At 31.6% G+C, this 18,145-nt stretch carries 19 protein-coding genes and 1 tRNA gene; 1 reads left to right on the top strand and 19 read right to left on the bottom strand.

Annotated elements, in window-relative coordinates; translation table 11 throughout:
• Nucleotides 1-435: 435 nt before the first annotated feature.
• The 13 genes from JX287_RS05135 to JX287_RS05070 form a co-directional block, all read right to left on the bottom strand.
• Nucleotides 436-1,776, bottom strand: coding sequence for an ISL3 family transposase (locus JX287_RS05135; protein WP_204643134.1), 1,341 nt, complete (start codon nt 1,774-1,776; stop codon nt 436-438).
• A gap of 393 nt (nt 1,777-2,169) precedes the next feature.
• Nucleotides 2,170-2,478, bottom strand: a complete 309-nt coding sequence (locus JX287_RS05130; protein ID WP_204643132.1) for a nucleotidyltransferase domain-containing protein — start codon at nt 2,476-2,478, stop codon at nt 2,170-2,172.
• The gene (locus tag JX287_RS05125; protein WP_204643129.1) at nt 2,459-3,595 is read right to left on the bottom strand and encodes an HNH endonuclease signature motif containing protein; all 1,137 of its coding nucleotides are present in this window, start codon (nt 3,593-3,595) and stop codon (nt 2,459-2,461) included. Before JX287_RS05125 ends, JX287_RS05130 begins: the two co-directional genes overlap by 20 nt.
• A 375-nt stretch (nt 3,596-3,970) precedes the next feature.
• Nucleotides 3,971-4,519, bottom strand: coding sequence for an SMI1/KNR4 family protein (locus tag JX287_RS05120; RefSeq protein WP_204643127.1), 549 nt, complete (start codon nt 4,517-4,519; stop codon nt 3,971-3,973).
• A 95-nt stretch (nt 4,520-4,614) separates the two neighbouring features.
• Nucleotides 4,615-5,106 carry a YfbM family protein gene (locus JX287_RS05115; protein ID WP_204643125.1) on the bottom strand — a complete coding sequence of 164 codons (492 nt, stop codon included), beginning with the start codon at nt 5,104-5,106 and terminating at the stop codon, nt 4,615-4,617.
• Between the two features lie 155 nt (nt 5,107-5,261).
• Nucleotides 5,262-6,395, bottom strand: coding sequence for a tetratricopeptide repeat protein (locus tag JX287_RS05105; protein ID WP_204643123.1), 1,134 nt, complete (start codon nt 6,393-6,395; stop codon nt 5,262-5,264).
• Between the two features lie 69 nt (nt 6,396-6,464).
• Entirely contained in the window at nt 6,465-6,644 is a 180-nt protein-coding gene (locus JX287_RS05100) for a hypothetical protein (RefSeq protein WP_204643121.1), read from the bottom strand.
• 60 nt (nt 6,645-6,704) lie between these two features.
• Nucleotides 6,705-6,989 carry a DUF2695 domain-containing protein gene (locus JX287_RS05095; RefSeq protein ID WP_204643119.1) on the bottom strand — a complete coding sequence of 95 codons (285 nt, stop codon included), beginning with the start codon at nt 6,987-6,989 and terminating at the stop codon, nt 6,705-6,707.
• Between the two features lie 48 nt (nt 6,990-7,037).
• On the bottom strand, nt 7,038-7,463 hold the full coding sequence (locus JX287_RS05090) for a hypothetical protein (RefSeq protein WP_204643117.1): 426 nt from the start codon (nt 7,461-7,463) through the stop codon (nt 7,038-7,040).
• A gap of 12 nt (nt 7,464-7,475) precedes the next feature.
• A complete protein-coding gene (locus JX287_RS05085) occupies nt 7,476-7,715 on the bottom strand; it encodes an immunity 17 family protein (protein ID WP_204643115.1) in 240 nt (79 codons plus the stop codon).
• 27 nt (nt 7,716-7,742) lie between these two features.
• Nucleotides 7,743-8,258 (bottom strand): suppressor of fused domain protein, encoded by a 516-nt coding sequence (locus tag JX287_RS05080; protein WP_275576619.1) that lies wholly within the window; start codon nt 8,256-8,258, stop codon nt 7,743-7,745.
• A gap of 193 nt (nt 8,259-8,451) precedes the next feature.
• The gene (locus tag JX287_RS05075) at nt 8,452-9,936 is read right to left on the bottom strand and encodes a DUF695 domain-containing protein (RefSeq protein WP_204643113.1); all 1,485 of its coding nucleotides are present in this window, start codon (nt 9,934-9,936) and stop codon (nt 8,452-8,454) included.
• Nucleotides 9,899-11,179, bottom strand: coding sequence for a DUF4261 domain-containing protein (locus JX287_RS05070; RefSeq protein ID WP_204643110.1), 1,281 nt, complete (start codon nt 11,177-11,179; stop codon nt 9,899-9,901). Before JX287_RS05070 ends, JX287_RS05075 begins: the two co-directional genes overlap by 38 nt.
• A 448-nt stretch (nt 11,180-11,627) precedes the next feature.
• Between JX287_RS05070 and JX287_RS09125 the strand changes: the two genes are divergently transcribed.
• Nucleotides 11,628-11,804, top strand: coding sequence for a helix-turn-helix domain-containing protein (locus tag JX287_RS09125; protein WP_430537382.1), 177 nt, complete (start codon nt 11,628-11,630; stop codon nt 11,802-11,804).
• Nucleotides 11,805-12,796: 992 nt separating this feature from the next.
• On the opposite strand, the gene JX287_RS05060 is transcribed toward JX287_RS09125, so the two are convergent.
• The 6 genes from JX287_RS05060 to JX287_RS05035 all read right to left on the bottom strand — a co-directional run bounded on the left by JX287_RS05060 (nt 12,797) and on the right by JX287_RS05035 (nt 18,143).
• The gene (locus JX287_RS05060; RefSeq protein WP_204643106.1) at nt 12,797-13,417 is read right to left on the bottom strand and encodes a hypothetical protein; all 621 of its coding nucleotides are present in this window, start codon (nt 13,415-13,417) and stop codon (nt 12,797-12,799) included.
• A 13-nt stretch (nt 13,418-13,430) separates the two neighbouring features.
• Nucleotides 13,431-14,375, bottom strand: a complete 945-nt coding sequence (locus tag JX287_RS05055; RefSeq protein ID WP_239650336.1) for a recombinase family protein — start codon at nt 14,373-14,375, stop codon at nt 13,431-13,433.
• 310 nt (nt 14,376-14,685) lie between these two features.
• Nucleotides 14,686-16,035, bottom strand: coding sequence for a 23S rRNA (uracil(1939)-C(5))-methyltransferase RlmD (rlmD, locus tag JX287_RS05050; RefSeq protein ID WP_204643104.1), 1,350 nt, complete (start codon nt 16,033-16,035; stop codon nt 14,686-14,688).
• Between the two features lie 91 nt (nt 16,036-16,126).
• Nucleotides 16,127-16,573, bottom strand: a complete 447-nt coding sequence (locus JX287_RS05045) for an ACT domain-containing protein (protein WP_204643102.1) — start codon at nt 16,571-16,573, stop codon at nt 16,127-16,129.
• A 12-nt stretch (nt 16,574-16,585) separates the two neighbouring features.
• Entirely contained in the window at nt 16,586-17,890 is a 1,305-nt protein-coding gene (obgE, locus tag JX287_RS05040) for a GTPase ObgE (protein WP_204643101.1), read from the bottom strand.
• A 179-nt stretch (nt 17,891-18,069) separates the two neighbouring features.
• A tRNA-Asn gene (locus JX287_RS05035) sits at nt 18,070-18,143 on the bottom strand.
• Nucleotides 18,144-18,145 lie beyond the last annotated feature (2 nt).

Below are 18,145 nucleotides of genomic sequence, written 5' to 3'. Positions count from 1 at the left end.
TATATATATATATATATATATATATATTAACACATTTATAACACTTTAAAAACTAATAAAATAATAAGTTTTTTAATTTTAGCTGTAAATCCTACTCTTTAAATAATAAATCAAAATGTTAAATTATAATTCTAAATCCCTAAAAATAGAGAGTGACTCAAAAATCGTGATTCCAAAGAAATCGATTTTATCAAGTCACTCCCCAAAAGTTTATTAGATATCTAAAAAGTTTTTATAAAGTTAATTCAGATATCAATAAACCTCTGTGTCTATGAGTTTTCATATAAACTTTTTTCAAATTAGGACTTTTTGGTCAATCCCCTTATATCAAACATTTTCCCGATTTATAGCATTTTATCTTTCAACTGTCATTAAACTAATAAAAAATAGGCTCTTTGTCAAGTTCGGAGTATGGGAAAAAATCACTCTAGAAATCTAGGCAGCGTTTTGCTGCTTAGATTTTTTCTTACTTTCTTTAAGTTTGATATTATTTTTATATTCAGAAACAAATAATCTAGACATAATTAAAATGCGTAATCTGAAATTACTAAAGTTATAATATCCATAAGATACTCTCTTTAGTAATTTTATTTTATTATTAAATCCTTCTAATGGACCATTAGAATACTTATATTTAACAGCATTAAGCATATACTCTTTGTGCTTTTTCATAGTATTTATAGCCTTAGCTACACTTTTAGATAATCCCTTAGTATCCATATCTATATACTTCTCTAATTCTATAGAATCTTTAGCCTTAATAGCTTCTCTAATCTCATGTACTCTCTCATAGCTAGCTGTAAATTCAGCATCTATAGCTAATATATAATCTAATACTTCTTTTCTAATTACATAGCGTTTAAAGCTTCTAGAATAGAATGTTTTTGTTGAATTTACTTTATCTCTATCTTCTAATATTACTTTCCAGAAGTTCTTTAAAATAGTGTAAGTAGAGCCTTTTTTATTCTTATATTGATTCATTAGTTTTATTCTGACTTTATTTAATTCTCTATTAATATTTTGAACAATGTGGAATCTATCTATAATTATCTCAGCGTTAGGAAACATTTCTCTAATCATATTCATATAAGGAGGGTAAATATCTATACAGATCGTTTTTACTTTCTTTCTTACTTTCCTTGGATATCTCATAAAGTATTGTTTTAATATATGTTGTGTTCTACCATCTACAATATCTATAAAGTCATGTGTTTTAGCATCTAAGAATACGAAACTCATGCCATTTTTACTATCTTTAGTTGACTTTATCTCATCGAAACATAGGTGTTCTGGTAGGTTTGCATGTGTCTTAACTTCTACGGCTTCTCTACATGATTTCATTATTCTTACTACTGTAGATACTGATACATTACTTAATTCAGCTATATCTTTAAAAGATAATGTTTTAGATAGATTCTTCATAATATGGAATATAAGATTTTTAGAAATACTGCAGTGCTTTTTCACAAATGATGTTTTAGCACAAAACTTAGAATTACATTCTCTACATTTGTAGCGTTGTTTCTTTAATCTAAGGTATGTAGGGCATTCTGACATTTTTAATAGAGCTATTTTTAATGGATCTCCAAATCCATTTTTAACTATATTATTTCCTTCTTTTATACAACCACAGTTTGTACAACACTTTGGTTCATATGATAAAGTCCCATAGAATATAAACGTGTCTTGATCTTCTACGTTGATTAAATCAAGTTTGTCCTCCATAGTTATATTTTGGTCTTTTATTAATAGTAAATTTGTGATAAAATTATCCATGACAAATATCCTTTCTTAGTTAATTATTTTTTTACACCTTAATTATATTGGATATTTGTCTTTTTATATATAAAAATCAAAATTCGGGACTGGATTTTTTCCATGCCCCGAATTTAGTATACAACCCAAAAAAGGGCTTACTCAAAACTACTAATACCTTTTGACAATAAATTTTGAATAAGCCTTTAATTTGAATATTTTATTTACTTAGTAGGTGTAACTCTTGACATCAACGTCACATACTAAGCGGTTCGCTGTTACCGCGTCACTACCGTTCTGCGACAGCTATCGCATAAAGGATTCGTAATTAATGGCTTCGTTCTACTCCTTTGTCATTAAAACGACTGCTTCCACATGTTCATGGTCGTCCAAACTTACAATCATTTCCCACATTCACTTTATGCATATATATTTCTTATCTAACTTATCTATAAATCCCATCTCTTTTTCTTCTTCAAAACTTAGTGCAGTTATATCTACAGGGTAGAATGTTTTTTGCTCTATAGTCACTTTAATTTCACTAATATTTTTTAGAATATTAAAAGAAAAGCTTGAATATAATAGTAAAATATCAATATCATTTGGATGTTTATCTTTTTTTAATATTGATCCAAAAACATAAACTTTTTCGAACTCAGAAAACTTCTCTATATTTTCATTAATCAAATTAATTATTTCTATTTTATTTAATTTTGTTGACATATCTATAAAACTCGTCCATTGTCAGTAATTCAACATTAAAATCTTCCGCTGAATCTAGTGCTTCTTTTGATATACAACATGTTCCATTCCAATTATGCAAATTTACAATTACATAATTAGGCTTGGGTGCCATTCTATATAAAAATTCCTTACTTAAACAGTATTCATATACAAAGACTATGTTAATATTATTTATTTTAATTTCTCTTAATGAATCTTGATTAGCATATGTAAAATCTATATTTTGAGATCTTAAATATTTCAAAGCAAAATTTAAACTTTCTAATCTAACACCCGTTTTTCTAAAACAATTGTTATCATAATATAGCTGCCTTAATCTAGGAGTATCATCCATAAATATTTTTTCTCTATTTTTCAGTAATATATATGGTCTATCTATCCCCAGCATAACTTCGTCTATCAAATCTTCTTTTCCCAATACTTTTATCAATTCTTCCATCGACTCTGTGGATGGAAGAATATAATCGCTTACTGGTATGATTCCAAAAATAGAATTTATTTTCTGTGGAAAAAGTACCGCTCTCATCTTTTCTCCATCATCTCTGGTAATTTTAAATTCATCAACATGAGTTATAAACTTTTGAATCAATTCTAAATTTGAATATTCCTTATGTGAATGCCACTGAAATAAAGTACGATTATTCTCAAATAACAATTTTAACTTTTCGTTATTTGATAATATTTGAGGCTCAAATTTATCCCATAAAGACTTATTACCACTCAGATAGTAACTTTTATATATCCTATTGTTTTCACTCAAAATGGGTACAACTTTTTCTTTAAGTTTATCAAAAGAACTCAGTTCTACAGAGAAAAATTTTTCTAATTCATTTCTTCTAATCTCTTTCCATTGCTTAACATTGTTCTCATCTATAAAACCAGTTTTATCAAATTTCTTATGACAATTAGGGCATAAAACTATCAAGTTTTCATATGAATTATCTTCTGTTTCATAATATGCATCGATATGTGCTTTTTCCATGATATCACTATTATTTATAAATAATTCTTCTTGACAATCCGGATTCATACATCTTCCCATAGATTCCGCCCATAATCTACGTTTTACATTTTCAGCAATTGCTTTTCTACTCATTTCCCTAACCTCTAAACCATACTTTCTCTTCACATGTGCAATATAAAGTGTCTAAACATTACACCTAAACTTTTCCATAACATAATTTTAATTTTATTCATAGGTAGCTTTACTCTCATCACAGGTAATATCCATCTCGTCAAGCGGAAGCTCCACACTAATGTGCCTTTTTGAATCAAGTTTGGAAAGTAACACAACCGTCTCAACATGACCCGTAAAAACAGGATGAATAACAAGTCATAGTGTCCGTTCGCGGAAACTTATCAAGTATACCTTTTAATGATAAGATAAAGCTATCGTTAAAAGGTTTAAGCTGGGTTGGGAACGGGGATTTACTAACACCTTTATTTCTTCTTAATTTCCTTCGGTGTGAACTTATCGGAATTTCCGACAGGTTGCCTTTTCTTCAAGTTCTTCTAATGATATAAGCATTTCTATAAACTTTTCAAAATTATTTGCAAGTACTTGAATTTCGTAATCATATTCTTGAAAACAAACGGATACTTTGGGTTCTCCATCTTTTCCACATTCACGATAATCTAAATAAATCATATCATGTCCACCAGATTCTGTATCTGCAATAATAATTCCTATATCTCGTGGATATTCCCATTCATTAAACCAAAATTCATTTCCAAATTTTCCAAATAAAGAGTTGTGCTTGTTACCCCCTATTCCAAAAAATCCATCAATCCCAATTATATCCACTTCTTCTTTTTTAGTATATTCATTAAACCAGTATTCTTTTTTGGGAGCACCACCATTTTGTATTTTCATAAGTTGAATATAAGACTTAGGCAATTTAAACCCTAATTTATTTTCATAAAATACTATTATTTCATCAGTTAATGGTTCTTCTACATAGTTTTTGGTATAGTATTCATGACTATTCCAAAAATCATTTAAATCACTATTTTCAAACATTGTAACTCCCTCCCTACACAATTTTTCTAAATTTTGAAATGGGCGGGAAGCCATTTTAGGGCTTTGCTATTCCCGCAACAGTTGAAATTGTACAGTTAATAGATTGAAACTAAAACGGCGCTCTCTTGTGCTACCATTTTCTCATAAAATTTTTTCAAACTTTCAAATGAGATTCTTAACTCATCTTTAATTTCGTCAGCTTCTTCTTCATATTCCCAAATATCAGGGTAAATATCGTTTTGGCGAAATGCACTCATATCAAATTTATCAATATATATTTCAAAATCAAGTTCATGCAACGCTTTTGCAATTTCTTTCACTCTATCACTTTTCGTTCCAGATATAAATTCTTCAATTTCTTCCCCAGAAATATTAAACTGTCCTACAATCGCTTCGCTGATTAAATTATCTTCAATCGGTTCGAGGGCAGATTTTCCTGTCAGCAAAAAATGAAGTGCGTCCCACGTTTTATCTATATCACAAATTTCTAAGTTCTCATTTTCCTGTGCTTCTTCCACATCATCAAGACACATAAATTTTTCTAATTCAATATCAGTAGTTGACTGATAATTTGCAATCATTCCCATTTATTTTTCCTCCATATTTTACTGTATTGTTCTCTTACTTCCTCCCCCGCTGGGGATTTGGCTTTTTTAGCAAGTCCGACTTCTGTGCAATCTTTTTCAGCCACTTCTTTTCTTCATCAGACAGCTTCTTCAAATTCAATTTCCTATTTATTAAACTAAAATTGATGTCTTACGCAATCAATCAAAAAGCACGAAAACTCAGGATATAGTTCTAAACGCAAATCTGGTTTAGATTCTCCTTTTTTTATGCGAGATATCATATCTTTATATTCTTTTTTGTCTTTTTCACAGTCAGATATTATTTCTTGCTTTTCTTCTTCACTGTCATAGTCATCATATGCTATTGCATCCTTTAAAGCCTGTTCTAAATATGTTCTATTATGTTCCTCAAGTTTGTAAAACTTTTCTTTTTCATTTTTTAGCCACAAAACATAATAATAATGTTCCCAATCAACCGTATAATAATCTGAAATCACTTTATCAAAAAAAGCTAAATACTCATCGTATTCTTCAAGTACATAATAAACATTAAAAATCTCATAATCAGCAATGTCATCAGTATTTAAAGAATAGTTATCATCTTGACCATCCTTAACCTGCTTTAAATAATAAATGGACTTTTCTTTATCCCCAAGATATGCTTCACAATAAGAAATAGCCAGCATAAGCCTCATTCGATTAGGATATTTTTTTAATAAGTCCAAAAATATTGCTTCAGCTTGTTCATATTCTTTTAGTTCAAATAAGCATACTGCGTAGTTGAAAGCAGGTTTATAACTTTTATCTATATCTTTGGCTATTTCAAAGTATTTTTTGCTTAAGGATATATTTTTTTGCGTATTATAAAAATCATCTTTACTTAGTTTACATCCCTGAAATTCATCAAAATAGTAAAGACCAAGTCCGGTATATGTTTCTATATAAGGTGATTTAAGCTCATAATCTTTACTCAGAAACTCTAATGCTTCTTTAGAATAATCTTCATAAAACCCTATGTTTATATAAACCCTTGCTTTATGGGCATTATCCAATTTACAGCCAAAGCTGTCTAAAAAATCCTTTAATAAATTAACACAATCACTTTCGCTATATCTAAGCTCTAACCTTACTGAAGCTAAAGTACATACTACATCAACATCTGATGGATTATCTTCCAGTCTTTCCAATAGATAGCTTTCCATTTTTTCCAGATATGTTTTTGATTTCTCAAAATCCTTCAAAAATGCTTCTTTATATCTATTTTCATACTCTGTTTTGAGCCTATACCAATAAACTTTTATTTCGTCCATCAATAAGCCCTCCACCTTTCAAAATTTCAATTTTCCAGCTCGACAATCTGGGATTTATTTGCGATGAGATTACATTCTTTCTATATCTTCTGCATATTCTAAAAGCTTAACAATTAGTGGATTATCAAACTCCCATTGGTCAATTATATATCTTGGATAAGAAAGTACATGTGTAGGATTTTTTTCTAATCGCTTAAGTTCAAACAAAATTTGTTTAAGATTATTAATTCTCCATTCATCCAAATCCATCATGTTATTTTTCATTAAGTCCTCTAAATTTATATTTATAATCTAAAACATTCTGTATGTTTATTCTTCAAACTTTTCTTCCACATTAAAGATTACTTCACAGTCGCAACCGGCTCCATTTTCCTCTAAAAAGTCTAATACCTTTTGGGCTTCTATATTTTTGTCTTTCAAAAACTCTTTAGTTAAAGAAAAATCATGCTTGCACTCTATGGTTTCCGATTTATCATTCAGGAAATCAAATAACTCATAAAATAGTTTTCTTTCCATTGGTAAGCTAGATTCAAATTCTTTTTCCTGCAGCATTTTATATTCATCCATAAGTTTTTTCTTATCTGCTTTATTCATGATTCATTCTCCTACAAATTCATATATGATAGTACTAATCACCTAGATTTATGTGTTAATTCTATATATTATTTTTCCTGTATTATATATGTTAAGGATTCCACTTACTGGCTCTTTGTCTTCTTGCCAAATCCATCCTGAATATATCGTAGAACATTCGCTATATCCTTCAGTCAAAATTTCAAATTCAGCATTTGAATACTGTTTCATGTAATCGGCTAAACTCATAGCCTTTCCTGCAAAACTGCCTTCATACACTGTTTTATCAAAAATGAGTACATTACAATCGTCAATATCGCATTCTGTAAACTCAATCTCACCCGAATAAATAAGCTCCGCTTCTTCTGTGTATTGAAATATCTTATCCAGCTTCAATCTTAACAACCCTTTTTTATACTCGATATTTATAATACGGCTATCATGTAAACTATAAGGTATATTGCTTTTTCTATTTCTTTTTAATTCTATACTCATAACCTTATCTTTCTATCTCAGCACCAAAAACACAAGACCGCAAATAACTAATCCTAGTCCACAGATTCCAATAAAAACTCTATAACCTTTTTCTCTCCACACTTCAAAAATAAAAGCATGACGAGCCTTATCTCCACCTGTTGCTCTATAAACCCATTTCCAATCTAAAATTGCCCCTATCAAGAACAAAAGTCCTCCGGCTATTAGCACATACTCAAAATGCGATCTTAAAAATTCAAATATATTTTCCATACGATATGTTCTTTCTCATCTTAAATTCTAAAGATACGATTTTTTACTATTCAAATCTGTTACAAAATACGGATTATCTTGCTTAATCAATTCGTATAGTCTTAATGCATTATCACTATCTTCTTTTAGCTTTTGTAAATCATTTTCCGTTATTCCAACAATTTGTAAAAAATCTGTTTTTCCGTAAACCGTATCTATTGTGTTTAACTCAGTATCATTCACAATGAACAGAGCGGTAATTTTTGAATCTTTATCCTTGCAAATCGAACTACCGTCACCTTGTATATATTGATAGGGTTCAAAAAATCTTTCAGATGAATAAGTGTATCTAGCCAAGTTGCCTAACATATCCATCGCCCACATACAATCATCGTTATCAGCTTTAAGTTTGATCGTCATCTCATAGCCCCACCTGTTCCATTCGCCACCAAATGCTCCCTCATTCCCATAAAGTTCTGTCATACCAAATGTGACAATGTGTTTATAACCGTTAGAAGAATCATATATTGAATATCCATCTAAATATTCATCACCACCAAAAATCGCTCTACTTGTAAGGAGTGTGGCAAAGTGCGCAGGTTCTTGATCTTTGTAAATGGCTTTTAACGCTCCTTCGATTGCTTCCCAACCTGGTGCATAGTCTTCATCTTCTCTTACTCTTTTAATAAATTCTTCTTTTGTTATTTTTTATTACCTTTATTTCTTAGCTTGTCAAATAATGCCATAATTCATACTCCTATTCTTTCACTGTAACACAGCCCCAGCCGTCATAATATCCCTCTAGTTCTTCGGCTGACTCCATCAAATACCAAGTTACGCTATTTGCATTGCGAAAGTCATCTCCTCTGCCAACAACAATTTGATATGGATACTCGTTTATCTCGTCTACAACCTCATCTGCACGTTCATCAATCCGTCTAAATCCTTCAGTTTCCACTTTCTCCAAAAATTCTTTTCTTTTTTCTTTGGTCTTAAAGTAAAGGCAATGTTCCAGAACTCTAGGCACCATAGTATCTCCATCCATTTGTATTTGGTAAATCAGTCTATTATTCAAAATACCTTGATAGTTATATTTGTCAGGATAAAGAGCATTAAAATATGTCTCCCACTCTTCATCTTCATCCACCCAGAACTGATATTCATAATCCGGGAATTGTTCTTTTAGGGCAAATGCAAATGCTTCTTCATAACCTTTTTCATCTTCTACATAAGCAAAAACGCTAAGTCTCTTGTCCCATCTTAAGAAACCTGCCAATATGCCTTCTTTTTCTTTGATGATGCTTTCAAGCAAATCTTCGATTTGGTATAAAGTTTCCTCTTCTTCCTTAGTTGGAAGACCATTTTCATCAGGATTTTTTAGCATGACAGAGAGTTGTATTCTTTTCGTATATTTCACCTGTGGGTCAAACTCAAGCAGGGCTAAGCCTAAATTCACTCTAACACTTGCCAGTTGTTCATCAAACCATCTACAAAGATATGCTCCCCAGTCCTCTATGATTTCACCATCATCCTCATCTCCTGCTAAAATTTCATATAAAAGTCCTTCTATATAGTCATCATTTAAATCATATTTTTCTTTAACCTTTGTTATCTTTTCAAAGATGGCTTCAAATTCTTCCTCGCTTGCACTATTATAATCATCATTATTTTCTATACCATGCTCTTTAAGAATTGCTTCAAATCCTTCTTTTACCACGCCCTCTATTTCAGCACATTTTTCGCGGATTTTCTTTCTTTTTTCAATTTTCTCTTGGCACTCTTTTATGACTTCCAGTGCAACTTTATCATCCGGGTCTAACTCTGCCCAACGCTGCGCATAGGGAATTGCTTTTTCTTCTTCGCGAAATAAATATTGATAGCCATACGCCATACGCATATTCCACTCTGGTCTATTTATGCCTTCTGCTCTAACAGACTCAAGGATTTCCAATGACTTTAATAAAAATTCATATCCTATTTTGTATTCTGTTCCCTCGTCATCGTCCCCTACAATAGCAAAATTTTGTAATGCACGAGCAAGATGATAAGAGATTTCATAATCTCTTTCTTCAAACGGAATACTCTCTAACGCATTGATACATTCTGTATGTTTATCTTTCTCTGTTAGTTCCTCAATTTTTGCAAAAAATTCTTCTCTGTTTTCTTTGTTATAAATAAGCTCTGTTTTCATAGTAAATTTCTCCTTATCTCTTCCACCAAGACTTCTTTTTCTTCTTTTCATAAGAAATCTTTAGTGTGTCCTGATCAGAAAGAGCAACGCCTTTACTCAATGTGATTTGATGGATATCATCTTCAGAAAGTCCTATTGTTTCTCCATCCTTAAATTCCACATCATCTTGCAATACATATGATGAAATTGAAGATATAAAAGATAGCAATTTTCCTGCTTCTTCATCGGCATCTAAGATTTCAAGCTCTAATTTTCCAAAAGCTTTCATTCCATAAGTGTAGGTAGATAGCCCATTTTCAGTCCTATATAAGCCAAACCATACCCAGGTAAAAATTGGAAGCTCCCCATCTCTAATCATCTCAGCAGATTTCATATAATAACTAGGCTCAAATACTACACCACATGTGAATACGCCAATGGCGTTTTCTTGCTTGCAGCAAGTAGCCATGATTTTCGTATAAAGTATGCCCCTTGATATTAAATCTTCTTCATCCCCCAAAATAGCTACAACAATGTGAGCCTTATGAGTCTTTGTAACCTCTACAGCCTCTTCCCACATCCAATTATTTTCTGCGTTTATTTCAGCTTCTTCATTTGGTACAGGTGCAGGGAATTTACTGATTACAATTCTACATTTATCAAAATCAATAAAGATTGTATCTTCATCTTCCGTATCTTCTTTTGATAGTTCAATTTCCCAATCCGCTTTTAAATCGCTGATTAATTTTTCTTTATCCCATAAATCTTCTGAAAGTAAAACACTTCCACAAAATGAGCCTACAGCTTCCTCTTCCGATGCAGAACCTTCTTCGTTAGCATAGTCAGAATGTATATAGTAATCATATATATGCGGAAATGATGCTTCTTTTGACTGTACGGTTTCTTCAAGCTTCGGATTGTAAAAAATTTGTTCTGCACACCAATTCTTTACTTCATCATCCATGCTTTTTTCACAGGCTTTATCAAACATAGCAAGTACCTCTTCCTCTTGGTCACTAGCTATTTGAAAATCTGTGTAAAGGAGTGAATACCCATATCGGTAATACCACTTTGCATCTCTTTCTTGCTCCGGTATAAACTCCATGATTTCCATTGCCTTATCATAGGATTCAACATTATTATAGGAAGCGGCAAGCAGACCAAGAAGTAGGTTGCTTAGGCTTTCTAAAGGAACAGCACTCAACAGTTCGATAATTTTATCAGGCTCTCCTGCCTCATGAAGTGCCTTGATTATATTGTTTTTCTCATCTTCTTTTAATGAATTAAATTCGTTATTCGTTATTTCTTTGTTCATAAGTGGGAATCCTCTCTTACACATAACATTCTATTTTTCATTTCTTTTTACATATGTTATCTCTATGTCATAGCCCAAAGCTTCCAGCATAGAAATGAAGGTCTTGTTAACAACGCCATCTTTTTTTCTTAATAATCCGGTTAACATATTGGCTAGTAGTGCCAATCTCTTCAGCAAGCTGCATCTGCGTCTTTCCCGCCTCAATGCATTTCACTTTTACATCCACTTCAATATTATTCTACATTACTATTCATGAGTATCATCCTTTATAAAGTCTATATTTATTATACCATACAACCAGTCTATATTAAACCTATTTTTAGTCTAATATAAGACTGGAATTTAAAAAACTTTATAGATAAATTTCACTGGTATATGTTACAAATACTTTTATTAGATACATCTAATCCCTTTTCCTTCCAAAATATAAAAATTGAGATAAAAGCATATGATAATCGATTACTTACTCATTGGTATGAGGGTTCGTAAAAGAAGATTAAGTGTCAAGTTCACACAGGGAATGCTTGCTGAACTATCAGGTTTATCACCGGTGTATACCTCAAACATAGAGAATAACAAAAAACTAAGTCTTGAATCTGTAAAAAAAAACTGTAAATGCTCTTGATATTACAGTAGATGAACTATTAACTGGAAATCTGCTGTCTCACCCCTCTGATTATCAGACAGATATCGATGCGCTGATGTATGACTATGACAAATATTAAAAACGACTATTTTATGAGTTCCTAAAGTTCACAAAGGACAGCATCCGTAATAATCAGTGGTATAAAGGTAAAAGATAAGCCTATCTATCAGGAAACCATAAACTAGAGGATAAGAGTTTAACCTTTGGTTTATGATTTTTCCATTATGAAAACAATATGATAAATATAAATTTCATAGGAAAGATATCATGCTAATTAACGAAATTTAAATAAGAATTAAAACAACTGCAGAAAATAAACAAAAATAAGAGAAAGGTATAAGGGAATCGGCTCAGATAAACTTGATGTAATTACTGCTGTTCCTGTAGGGGACATTTTCAGCTATATCTTTTCTTGCATTCATAGAGATTCTTCAGTTAAATATTAGTATAATTATTCTTTATTTATATTATATATGTTAATTGAACTATTTTACAATTTTCAAGTTACAGGTGGGTGCAAGTGGGTGCATTTTTTCTTGTTATCCATTCCCAAGTGTCAACTCTAGTCTATGGATATGTTCCCACTCAACCATATTTTTTTCTCAAATAGTGAGGCTTACTCCAAGCTACCGATACCTTTTAACGATAGCATTAGAATAAGCCTTTATTTTCTACACTTTATTTATTCACTGGGTGCAACTTTTGACATCAATACCACGCACTCCACATGAGATTATTAGGCTATTTTTAAAAATTAAGTATCTCTGCAAAAATCATTGATTTTATAACAACTATAATATTTCTATCGTTTCGAGTATATAGTTTTTGATTAGGCTAATTTATATACCATATAAACTATTAATCTTTTTTAGAGATTTATCACTCGAAATATTTGTCCAGCATCAACCGCAATTTTTTAATTTGCATATAGTTGCAATTTTACAATAACAATATACTTATTTTCATTAAACCTATTTTAATTTATCTGCAGCCGGATCCACTTCATACCAATGATCTGAATTTCGCTTACATTGTAACGCAGGCACTTTCTTTGTAACCTCACGTTTTGTTCTACCATCTGAATATATTGTATTTCTCCATTCTACAGCCTTATTGAAATATTTCATTGTGCCACCACATATAGGACATTTGTCAATACGAATTTTTTCTATTGTGATTTTCCTTCCAAGACCGCTTATTGCATAATTAAAGAATAAGGGATGTCTAGTTTCTTTTTTTGTAATACTCCTCAAACACAAGACCAGCACAAAAAGTATACATATTACAGCAAAAATTATGACATAAATATTATTATTTAAATCCGCTTTAATACTCTTATTAGTTATTAAATTAATTATAGGCTCAAACATTTTATACATTGGGAAAAGTCCTATTAAAGAAATTATAAATCCCATCCATGAAAGCATTGCCATTGTTATCGGACTTCTCCAAACAGGTTCTGGTGTATATGATGCAACCTTATCTTCTTCAGCTTCCTTAGAATAATTATTACCTGCCACAATATTGGTTGGTCCATTAAAAATATTTCCCGAAACATTATTAATATTAGACTTAGAATATTTATCTCTCATATATTTTCTCCTATCATTTTAGTCTCTTCGCACTATACTTTTTACTCTTTCTTCGAGCTTTTCCATCTTCTCCAATTTCCACATTGCTACGCAGTTCCATTTCTAGTTGAACTGCTTTAAATTGCTCTTTGGATATTATCCCTTCATGATGTTGCTTATATAAATATCGATTCTCCGATCCCCCTGAATCCGCAATTGCCACATCACCTGTATATTTTTCTCGTGTGAGTGTAGATTCAATCGCTCTTTTACTCCATCGTTCTTTACCTTTCGATGTTTTTATTTTCTTCTCTTCCAGTTTATCTATGATTCCACCAATGCTATATCCTTCAAGATACCAGTCAAAAATATTTCTAACAACTTTTGCTTCTTCTTCATTAATTATAAGCATTCCATTCTTATCTTTTTTATAGCCGTAACAGGCTCTATTATATAGTCCTGATGTTCCATCCTCGGCTCTGTATATTAAGCCCAAGCGTATATTTTCGCTTCTCCAGTCATTTTCTGCTTGTTCACACGCTTCAATTATACTAATCAATAATTCATCTTTAACGGTCTCTGTATCTATCTTATCTTTCTCAAAGATAATTCTTTTCCCAGCTGCTCGTATTCTTCTAATAGCTTCTAAGCCTTCTTTAGCATCACGTCCAAAACGGCTAAGACTTTTAGTAAGAATAATATCTAAATTCCCATACTCGCACTCATTTATCATTCTATTAAATTCTGATCTTTTTGATCCTGTCTTAGCAGATGCAACATCAATAAAAACATCCGCAACAAACCATGTTCTATGTGCAGCCGCTAGTCTCGTCAATCCCGATACTTGTGCCGATAAACTATCCATCTGGGCTTTATGGCTTGTACTTACACGAGCATATATCCCCACAGCATAATCTTTTATAACTCTCTGCTTCTGTATTACAGTTACATTTTCAACCATATCTTTTCTTCCATTCATAGAGATTCTCCACCAATATTTTAGTATACTTATTTCTTAATTATATTATAATGTTAATTAGGCTATTTTACAATTATCAAATTTTTAGATGTGTGCATAAAAAATACCCTCCTTACTGGGTGTCCAGTAAAGAGGGTACATATCATGCAAGTGGGTGCATTTTTATTTACGATTCATTCCCTAGTGTCAACTCTTGAATATGGATATGTTCCCGCTTAGTTGATTTTTATCACAAAAAACAAGGCTTACTCCAAGCTACCAATACCTTTTAACGATAGCTTGGAGTAAGCCTTTGTTTTATACACTCTATTTACTTACTGGGTGCAACTTTTGACATCAATACTACACACTCCACATGAAACGTTCCTGGGAACATATCTACAGGTTGCACTGCACCTAGTTTATAACCTAGACCTCTCATAATTTCCATATCTCTAGCTAATGTTGCTGGATTGCAACTAACATAGACTATTTTTTCTATATTCATAGCTGCAAGATCACGTAGGAAACTTTCCTCACATCCTTTACGTGGTGGATCCACAATAACTGCATCTAATTTCACATCTTGTGAGATTAATTTTTTAATTACATCTTCACTTTTACCTAGTAAAAACTCTGCATTAGTTATATTATTATTTTTAGCATTTTCTCGAGCATCTAAAACAGCCGCTTCTACTATTTCAATACCGTATACTTTCTTAACTTTCTTCGCTGCGAATAGACTTATAGTTCCAATACCACAGTAAGCATCAATTATCGTATCAGTTTCTTTTAATTCTGCAAGTTCCAATGCTTTACTGTATAATACCTCTGTTTGAACTGGATTCACTTGATAGAATGAACGAAGTGAAATCTTGAATTCTATTCCGTCTAACGTGTCAGTTATGTAGTCTTTACCAAAAAGTCTTTCAGTTTTATCACCAAAGATTACATTTGTCTTCTTGTCATTAATATTTAACATAATACTAACGATTCTATCGTCCAATTTAGATATTTTCTCAACGAATTCATCTAATTTATTAAACTTCTCTTTCACAACAATACCAACCATAATTTCACTTTTTAGGGTGTTCGTTCTAAACATAATATGTCTAATTGCCCCTGAGTGATTATTTTCATCATATACAGATAAGTTAAGCTCTGAAATTAAACTGCGTAATTTGTTCATCAATACATTATGTTCGTCATATTGAATAAAACATTTTTCTATATTAACAACATCATGGCTTCGTGGTTTATAATACCCCATCTTAACCTCGCCATTAACTTTTTGTACTGGAATCACAGATTTATTACGATAATGGTATCCATCTTCCATTCCTAGCGTATCTAATACTTCGATAGAATCTTTTCCAAGAGCTTTATCCATAACATTTTGAACTTTTTTCTTTTTAAACTTCAATTGCTCTTCATAGTTCATATGAACTAAATTTGCTCCTGAAGTTTTTGGAATACCATCTACTCTATTTTTAGAACTTTCAATAATATTAAGAACTTTTCCATAACCAAGATTTTTCTTTAATTTAATTATCTTAAATTCGATTACTTCACCTTCTATAACATCTTCAATAAAAATCGGAAAATTATCAATTTTTACTACACCAAGACCATCGTGAGTATAATCTATAACTTTCCCTTCGAATACATCATTTTTTTGCATAATTCACCTTTCTAAAATAAAAAGGAGAACAGATATAGGAAACTGACTTCCCTACTCTGTTCTCCTACATTTAATATTTATTAAACTATCTTTACATGCTTAAACCAATTACTTTAATTGAATTAACAAACTCAAGATTTTTAATTCGTTTATTTAATTTTTCAATATTTATATCACCTGAGCTAAGCTCTAAAGAAATAATTATCGTAGCTTTTGCATTTATTGGTACTGTTTGGTGAATAGTAAGTACACTGCACTTCTCTTCATTAACAACGGATAAAATTTTACCCAATATTCCCGGAATATCATCAACATCAATAGACAATGAAAGAATTGATTGTCTTTTCACATCTTGAATAGGAAAAATTGTATCTTTATACTTATAAAATGCACTTCTACTTAAATCAAATCTCTTCGAAGCTTCTAAAATTGATAACTTTGAATCATCTTCTAAAGCTTTTTTCATAGCTAATGTCTTTTTTACAGCTTCAGGTAAAACATCTTCTCTAATTATATAATAAACTTTTTCTTTATCCATAGTGGCTATCTCCTACTCTACGAATTCAAACTCACCTTTAAGGATCTTAACAGTATCACCATTTTTACATCCTCTTTCACGCAAAGCATCATCTACACCCATAGAACGCATTTGCTGAGCAAAACGTCTAACAGAAGCATCACGGTTAAAGTCAGTCATTAAGAATGCACGTTCAATACCAGGCCCACTTACAACATAAGCACCAGTATCATCACGAGTAATCTTGAATGTTTCATCCTTAGGTTTATGTTTATAAAGAACTCTGTTTTCCATACTTTCTTCTTCAGTATCTAGTTCATATAACGTATTTGGATCTGTATTGTCTAATATATCACTTATTTTATAAAGTAAGTTATCAATATTACTACGAGTGAAGGCAGAAATTTCAACGATATCCACTTCTTCACCAACATTTTCTAATTGTTTTTTAAATTCTTTAAGATTTTCACCAGAAACCGGAATATCCATCTTATTAGCTACTACTACTTGAGGTCTTTCTAAAAGTCTCATGTTGTACTCGGCTAACTCTTGGTTAATAATTTTATAATCTTCATATGGATCACGACCATCAGTTGCCGACATATCTACTACGTGCACAATAACTTTTGTTCTTTCAATATGACGTAAGAACTGATGTCCAAGTCCTACACCTTGACTAGCTCCTTCAATTAATCCTGGAAGGTCAGCCATAACAAAACTTCTGTGATCTTTTGTTTCTACTACTCCAAGATTTGGTGCTAACGTTGTAAAGTGATAATCAGCAATTTTTGGTTTTGCTTTTGATGTTATTGATAATAATGTTGATTTACCGACAGAAGGGAATCCAACAAGACCTACATCCGCCATAAGTTTTAATTCTAATGTAAGATTTCTTTCTTCTCCTGGTTCACCATTTTCAGCGATTTCTGGCGCTGGGTTTGAAGGTGTTGCGAAACGACAGTTTCCACGTCCACCACGACCTCCACGAGCTACTACTACTTCTTGCTCATGTTCTACTAAGTCTGCTAATACCTCTCCAGTATCAGTATCACGAATTACAGTTCCTGGTGGTACTTTTAGGTATAAATCTTTAGATTTTCTACCATGCATCCCCTTACTCATTCCATTTTCACCATTAGGCGCAACGAATTTCTTTTGGTAACGATAATCCATGAAAGTTCTTAAACCTTCATCAACTATAAATACAACATTTGCTCCACGTCCACCGTCACCACCTGCTGGACCACCTTTTGGAACATACTTTTCTCTTCTAAATGCCACTAATCCATTCCCACCATCACCTGATCGGACGAATATTTTTACCTCATCTAAAAACATAAAAATCTCCTATACAATTCTCTTTATTTTCTTAAATTTCAACTTTTAAACTATATAAAATTCAACTTGATAAAAGTTCATATACCATGAACTATTATAACATAATTTTCCCTTTGATAATAATATTTAGCGAGATTTTAAACAAAAAAATATACGGCTGCATATACAACCGTACTTTACTCCACAGGCAGGACTCGAACCTGCGACCCTCTGATTAACAGTCAGATGCTACTACCAACTGAGCTACTGTGGATA

Source organism: Gemella haemolysans (genome assembly GCF_901873445.1).
Taxonomy (GTDB): Bacteria; Bacillota; Bacilli; order Staphylococcales; family Gemellaceae; genus Gemella; species Gemella haemolysans_C.
The sequence above is the reverse complement of the archived record's forward strand: the minus strand, read 5'-3'. Positions and strand labels throughout refer to the sequence as shown.

What these genes read in the sequence shown, in the direction of transcription:
- JX287_RS05075 (WP_204643113.1), bottom strand. Translation starts at nt 9,936, where the DNA reads ATGAAAAGAAGAAAAAGAAGTCTTGGTGGAAGAGATAAGGAGAAATTT.
- JX287_RS05060 (WP_204643106.1), bottom strand. Translation starts at nt 13,417, where the DNA reads ATGAGAGATAAATATTCTAAGTCTAATATTAATAATGTTTCGGGAAAT.
- JX287_RS05095 (WP_204643119.1), bottom strand. Translation starts at nt 6,989, where the DNA reads ATGAATAAAGCAGATAAGAAAAAACTTATGGATGAATATAAAATGCTG.
- JX287_RS05055 (WP_239650336.1), bottom strand. Translation starts at nt 14,375, where the DNA reads ATGAATGGAAGAAAAGATATGGTTGAAAATGTAACTGTAATACAGAAG.
- JX287_RS05045 (WP_204643102.1), bottom strand. Translation starts at nt 16,573, where the DNA reads ATGGATAAAGAAAAAGTTTATTATATAATTAGAGAAGATGTTTTACCT.
- JX287_RS05115 (WP_204643125.1), bottom strand. Translation starts at nt 5,106, where the DNA reads ATGGGAATGATTGCAAATTATCAGTCAACTACTGATATTGAATTAGAA.
- JX287_RS05135 (WP_204643134.1), bottom strand. Translation starts at nt 1,776, where the DNA reads ATGGATAATTTTATCACAAATTTACTATTAATAAAAGACCAAAATATA.
- JX287_RS05100 (WP_204643121.1), bottom strand. Translation starts at nt 6,644, where the DNA reads ATGGATTTGGATGAATGGAGAATTAATAATCTTAAACAAATTTTGTTT.
- JX287_RS05070 (WP_204643110.1), bottom strand. Translation starts at nt 11,179, where the DNA reads ATGAACAAAGAAATAACGAATAACGAATTTAATTCATTAAAAGAAGAT.
- rlmD (WP_204643104.1), bottom strand. Translation starts at nt 16,035, where the DNA reads ATGCAAAAAAATGATGTATTCGAAGGGAAAGTTATAGATTATACTCAC.
- JX287_RS05090 (WP_204643117.1), bottom strand. Translation starts at nt 7,463, where the DNA reads ATGAGTATAGAATTAAAAAGAAATAGAAAAAGCAATATACCTTATAGT.
- JX287_RS05120 (WP_204643127.1), bottom strand. Translation starts at nt 4,519, where the DNA reads ATGTTTGAAAATAGTGATTTAAATGATTTTTGGAATAGTCATGAATAC.
- JX287_RS05130 (WP_204643132.1), bottom strand. Translation starts at nt 2,478, where the DNA reads ATGTCAACAAAATTAAATAAAATAGAAATAATTAATTTGATTAATGAA.
- JX287_RS05105 (WP_204643123.1), bottom strand. Translation starts at nt 6,395, where the DNA reads ATGGACGAAATAAAAGTTTATTGGTATAGGCTCAAAACAGAGTATGAA.
- JX287_RS05085 (WP_204643115.1), bottom strand. Translation starts at nt 7,715, where the DNA reads ATGGAAAATATATTTGAATTTTTAAGATCGCATTTTGAGTATGTGCTA.
- JX287_RS05125 (WP_204643129.1), bottom strand. Translation starts at nt 3,595, where the DNA reads ATGAGTAGAAAAGCAATTGCTGAAAATGTAAAACGTAGATTATGGGCG.
- obgE (WP_204643101.1), bottom strand. Translation starts at nt 17,890, where the DNA reads ATGTTTTTAGATGAGGTAAAAATATTCGTCCGATCAGGTGATGGTGGG.
- JX287_RS09125 (WP_430537382.1), top strand. Translation starts at nt 11,628, where the DNA reads ATGATAATCGATTACTTACTCATTGGTATGAGGGTTCGTAAAAGAAGA.